Source organism: Bradyrhizobium sp. NAS80.1 (assembly GCF_001908205.1).
Lineage (GTDB): Bacteria > Pseudomonadota > Alphaproteobacteria > Rhizobiales > Xanthobacteraceae > Bradyrhizobium.
Genome location: NZ_LGHL01000305.1, coordinates 1 through 5,167 on the forward strand (window position 1 = coordinate 1; position 5,167 = coordinate 5,167).

At 65.3% G+C, this 5,167-nt stretch carries 7 protein-coding genes; all 7 read left to right on the forward strand.

Annotated elements, in window-relative coordinates; translation table 11 throughout:
• Positions 1-167: 167 nt before the first annotated feature.
• Positions 168-992 carry an alpha/beta fold hydrolase gene (locus AC629_RS42120; protein ID WP_084810525.1) on the forward strand — a complete coding sequence of 275 codons (825 nt, stop codon included), beginning with the start codon at positions 168-170 and terminating at the stop codon, positions 990-992.
• A gap of 208 nt (positions 993-1,200) precedes the next feature.
• A complete protein-coding gene (locus AC629_RS42125; protein WP_084810526.1) occupies positions 1,201-1,860 on the forward strand; it encodes an NAD(P)H-binding protein in 660 nt (219 codons plus the stop codon).
• 82 nt (positions 1,861-1,942) lie between these two features.
• Positions 1,943-2,392, forward strand: a complete 450-nt coding sequence (locus tag AC629_RS42130; RefSeq protein WP_084810530.1) for a DUF2948 family protein — start codon at positions 1,943-1,945, stop codon at positions 2,390-2,392.
• Positions 2,393-2,551: 159 nt separating this feature from the next.
• A complete protein-coding gene (hisD, locus tag AC629_RS42135) occupies positions 2,552-3,847 on the forward strand; it encodes a histidinol dehydrogenase (RefSeq protein ID WP_084810527.1) in 1,296 nt (431 codons plus the stop codon).
• The gene (locus tag AC629_RS42140) at positions 3,844-4,341 is read left to right on the forward strand and encodes a UPF0262 family protein (protein ID WP_084810528.1); all 498 of its coding nucleotides are present in this window, start codon (positions 3,844-3,846) and stop codon (positions 4,339-4,341) included. The genes hisD and AC629_RS42140 overlap by 4 nt, the downstream gene beginning before the upstream one ends.
• Positions 4,342-4,412: 71 nt before the next feature.
• Complete coding sequence (locus tag AC629_RS42145; RefSeq protein WP_084810529.1) at positions 4,413-4,880, forward strand: arsenate-mycothiol transferase ArsC; 468 nt, start codon at positions 4,413-4,415, stop codon at positions 4,878-4,880.
• Positions 4,881-5,037: 157 nt separating this feature from the next.
• On the forward strand, positions 5,038-5,167 hold a 130-nt coding region (locus AC629_RS42150), incomplete at its 3' end, for a Maf family protein (RefSeq protein ID WP_210419201.1).

Sequence of the window (5,167 nt, forward strand, 5' to 3'; positions counted from 1 at the left end):
AGGCCGTTATGGCTTTTGCCTGATCGATCAGGCGCTCGCGTACGCGCCTGTTTTAGTCATTCCGGTGCGATGAAACGCATCGAACTGTCTCGCTCAACAACATCTGGATTCCGGGTTCGCGCTGACGAGCGCCCCGGAATGACGTTTCTAACTAAAGGAGCCCTGCAATGCCCACCATCACCACCAAAGACGGCGTCGAGATCTTCTACAAGGACTGGGGCTCGGGCCAGCCGATCGTGTTCAGTCATGGTTGGCCGCTGTCGTCCGACGACTGGGATGCGCAGATGATGTTCTTCGTGACCCATGGCTATCGCGTGATTGCCCACGACCGTCGCGGCCATGGCCGCTCGGCGCAGGTCGCCGACGGTCACGACATGGATCACTACGCCGATGATCTCGCGGCGCTGACCGCGCATCTCGATCTCAAGAGCGCCATCCATGTCGGCCATTCCACCGGCGGCGGCGAAGTCGTGCACTACATCGCGCGCCACGGCGAGAGCCGCGTGGCGAAAGCCGCGATCCTTTCCGCGGTGCCGCCGTTGATGGTGCAGACGGCTGCCAATCCCGGCGGCCTGCCGAAGAGCGTGTTCGACGGTCTCCAGGCGCAGCTCGCCGCAAGCCGCACGCAGTTTTATCGCGACCTCCCCGCCGGCCCGTTCTATGGTTATAACCGTCCCGGCGCGAAGCCGTCTGAAGCGGTGATCCAGAACTGGTGGCGACAGGGCATGATGGGCGGCGCGAAGGCGCATTACGACGGCATCGTCGCGTTCTCGCAGACCGATTTCACCGAGGACCTGAAGAAGATCAACGTGCCGGTGTTGGTGATGCATGGCGACGACGACCAGATCGTGCCTTACGCCGATTCCGCACCGCTGTCGGCCAAGCTTCTGAAGAACGGCACGCTCAAGACCTACAAGGGCTTTCCGCACGGCATGCCGACAACGGAAGCGGCGACGATCAACGCGGACCTTCTGGCGTTCTTCAAGGGGTAAAGGCGGCGACGGCTCGTTAGCTCGAGCGCTCGATGCGCGACGTTCGCTTGCCCTCTCCCCTTGTTGGAGAGGGCGGCTCGCCGCGTAGCGGCGAGACGGGTGAGGGGTTGCCTCCGCGAGCGACCCTTTCGCAGTGGTGTGTGACCGGTGTATCGTTCGACGAGATCGCGGCCGCCGCGTAAGCCGCGACTTCGGTGGGGACGTCCCGATGCGAGTCATCGTGTTCGGTGCGACCGGCATGGTCGGGCAGGGCGTGTTGCGCGAGTGCCTGATCGATCCCGGCATCGAACGCGTGCTCGTGGTCGGCCGCAGCCCGACCGGCGTGCGCAACGCCAAGCTCACCGAGATCATCCACGGCGATTTCATGGACTATTCGACGATCGAGGTGCGGCTCACCGGTTTCGATGCCTGCTTCTTCTGCCTCGGCGTCTCCTCGATCGGCATGAACGAGGAGCGCTACCGCCATCTCACCTACGACATCACGCTCGCTGCTGCGACGACGCTGGCGCGGCTTAATCCACAGATGACGTTTGTCTACGTCACCGGCGCAGGAACCGATTCCACCGAGCAGGGGGCGCTGATGTGGGCGCGGGTCAAGGGCAAGACCGAGAACGATCTGTTCAGGCTGCCGTTCAAGGGTGCCTACATGTTCCGGCCGGGTGCGATCCAGCCGCTGCACGGCGCCCGCTCAAAGACCGCCTGGGTGCAGGCCGTCTACGATGTGAGCTGGCCGCTGTGGTCGGTGCTGCGTCGGATTGCGCCGCGGCTCGTCACTTCGACGGAGCAGATCGGCCGCGCCATGATCCGCGTCGCCCGGGATGGGTATCCGCGGAGGGTGCTGGAGATGGAGGATATCAATAGCCTCTAGTCCGCCGGCCCGTTAACCTTGCGGAAATTTCCGCGCCCGCGTGCGTTGAGCGGTCGGTTCTCCCCACGGAGTAATGTCGGCGATGTCTCCCCAGCTCAAGATGATTGCGCTCGACGCCGACGATCTTGCGGTGATCTCCACCCATGTCCAGGACGCCCGCGTGCAGGCTTCCGACATCATCTGGCGGCAAGGCGAGAAGCGGCTCGTGATCGGCATGAGCCGGCTCGACTGGGAGCAGACGCTTGAGGGCGAGGCCGAGCCGCGCCGGCTGGTCGCCGCGCTCCGCTTCGACCGCGTGCTCGCCTGCAAATCGCGCAACATCGACCTTGGCGCGCCGGACATGGTTCTAGACCTCATCGGCATCGAGTTTCATCCCCAGGACGGCCGTACCGAGGAGCCCGGCGGCAGCGCCCTGCTTTTGTTCGCCCAAGGCGGCGCCATCCGCCTCGACGTCGAATGCCTGGAATGCGAGCTGACAGACCTCGGGGCGGACGAATTGGGGATCGGGCTGGAGATCAAGGGGGAGGGGTGAGGTGGCCGGTATACCAGCCAAACCAGCTCGGGCCGTCGCCGGAACGGTACCTCCCAAGGGGTTATTGCCGAGGGTTGACGCAGCTTCCCCGCCGCGCCATTGAGCAGGGGGTCGGGTGAGCCAATCCGCCCCAAAGACCAGCCAGAAGCCAAGCCAGATATGCCCGTTCGTCTCGACCGCAGCAGCGCCGATTTTGACCAGCGATTCGCCGCCTTCCTCGCCGCCAAGCGCGAGGTCTCGGCCGACGTCGAGGCCGCCGCGCGCGCCATCGTCGACGATGTGGCGAAACGGGGTGACGCCGCCCTGCTCGAGGCCACGGCAAAGTTCGACCGGCTGACGCTGGATGCTGCCTCCTTGCGCGTCACCGCCGCCGAGATCGAGACCGCCGTGAAGGCCTGCGATGCCGCGTCGCTGGACGCGCTGAAACTGGCGCGTGACCGCATCGAGACCTACCATCGCCGCCAGCTCCCGAAGGACGAGCGCTTCACCGACCCGCTCGGCGTCGAGCTCGGCTGGCGCTATACAGCAATCGAATCCGCAGGCCTCTACGTGCCCGGAGGCACAGCGGCCTATCCGTCCTCGGTGCTGATGAACGCTGTGCCCGCAAAGGTCGCTGGCGTTTCGCGCCTCGTGATGGTGGTGCCGTCGCCTGACGGCAAGCTCAATCCGCTGGTGCTGGCGGCAGCTTCGCTCGGTGGTGTCACCGAGATCTACCGCGTCGGCGGTGCGCAGGCCGTGGCCGCGCTCGCGCACGGCACCGCGACGATCGCGCCCGTCGCCAAGATCGTCGGTCCCGGCAATGCCTATGTCGCCGCTGCCAAGCGGCTGGTGTTCGGCAAGGTCGGCATCGACATGATCGCCGGCCCCTCTGAGGTGCTCGTCATCGCCGACGACACCGGCAATGCCGACTGGATCGCCGCCGATCTGCTGGCGCAGGCCGAGCACGATGCCAGCGCGCAGTCGATCCTGATCACCGACTCCGCGCGGCTTGCCGCCGATGTCGAGAAGGCCGTCGAAGCGCAACTGAAAACGCTGCCGCGCGCGGCGATCGCAGGCCGCTCCTGGGCCGATTTCGGCGCCATCATCATGGTGAAGAATCTCGCTGAAGCCATCCCGCTTGCGGATGCGATCGCTGCTGAGCACCTCGAGATCATGACGACCGATCCCGATGCGCTCGCCGCGAAGATCCGCAACGCCGGCGCGGTGTTCCTCGGTGCGCATACGCCGGAGGCGATCGGCGATTATGTCGGCGGCTCCAACCACGTGCTGCCGACGGCGCGCTCGGCGCGATTCTCCTCGGGGCTGTCGGTGCACGACTTCATGAAGCGCACCTCGATCCTGAAATGCGGCCCGGATCAGCTCCGTGCGCTGGGGCCGGCCGCGATGACGCTCGGAAAGGCGGAGGGGCTGGACGCGCATTCGCGCTCGATTGGATTGCGCCTCAATCTGTCATGACAAAGCCGCCCGAACAGGACGACCAGACCAATCGCATTGTCGCGGTCACCCTCGACGAGGATTCGATCGGTCGTTCCGGGCCGGACATCGAGCATGAGCGCGCGATCGCGATCTACGATCTGATCGAGCAGAACCTGTTCGCGCCTGATGGTGCGGATGGGAAGGGACCGTTCACGCTGCATATCGGCATCACCGGCAACCGGCTGATGTTCGACATCCGCCGCGAGGACGGCACGCCGGTGGTCGCGCATCTGCTGTCGCTGACGCCGTTCCGGCGGATCGTGAAGGACTATTTCATGATCTGCGACAGCTATTACCAGGCGATCCGCACCGCGACCCCGGACAAGATCGAGGCCATCGACATGGGCCGCCGCGGCATCCATGACGAGGGATCGCGCACGCTGCAGGAGCGGCTGAAGGGCAAGGTGCTGGTCGACTTCGAGACCTCGCGCCGGCTGTTCACGCTCATCACTGTCCTGCACTGGAAGGGCTAGGGCATGGCCCGGAAAAGTGTGCAGCGGTTTTCCAATAAGGCCATGCCCTCTTTCATAGAGGGCTAGACCGGATGGCGGCGCCGCCACGCGCACGCGATCCGCAATCGGTGCTGTTCGCCTGCGCGATGAACAGCGTGCGCTCGCCGATGGCTGAAAGCCTGTTGCAGCACATGTTTCCGCAAGGCCTCTACGTGAAGTCCGCCGGCGCCAGGAAAGGCGAGCTCGATCCGTTCGCCGTTGCCGTGATGGCCGAGCTTGGTCAGGACATCTCCGCCCACAAGCCGCAGACCTTCGAGGAGCTCGAGGACTGGGAGGGACTGAATTTCGACCTCATCATCACGCTCTCACCGGAGGCGCACCACAAGGCACTGGAGCTGACGCGCACGCTTGCCGCCGACGTCGAATACTGGCCGACGCAGGATCCCACCACCATCGAAGGCAGCCGCGACCAGAAGCTCGCCGCCTACCGCGAAGTCTGCGACCAGCTCTTGATGCGCATCCGGAAGCGCTTTGCGAGGGCGGGCGCTGCGAGCGGGTAGCATTCGGCGCCCGTAACACCCGCGTCACAGACTGCAGGCACACGCATGTCGGACGCCTCGAATCACCAAACCTCGGGTTCCCGGGTTGTGAAATCAGCCCCCTTCCGATAGGTTCCGCGCGCAATTCACCCCCTGCCTCGTCTCCCAAAATCACCTGATGCTCGGCCGCCCCAAATTCGTTCTTGCCTCCGGTTCGCCGCGGCGCCTGTCGCTGCTCAACCAGGCCGGCATCGAGCCGGACGCGCTCCGGCCGGCCGACGTCGACGAGACCCCGAGGCGGGGCGAGC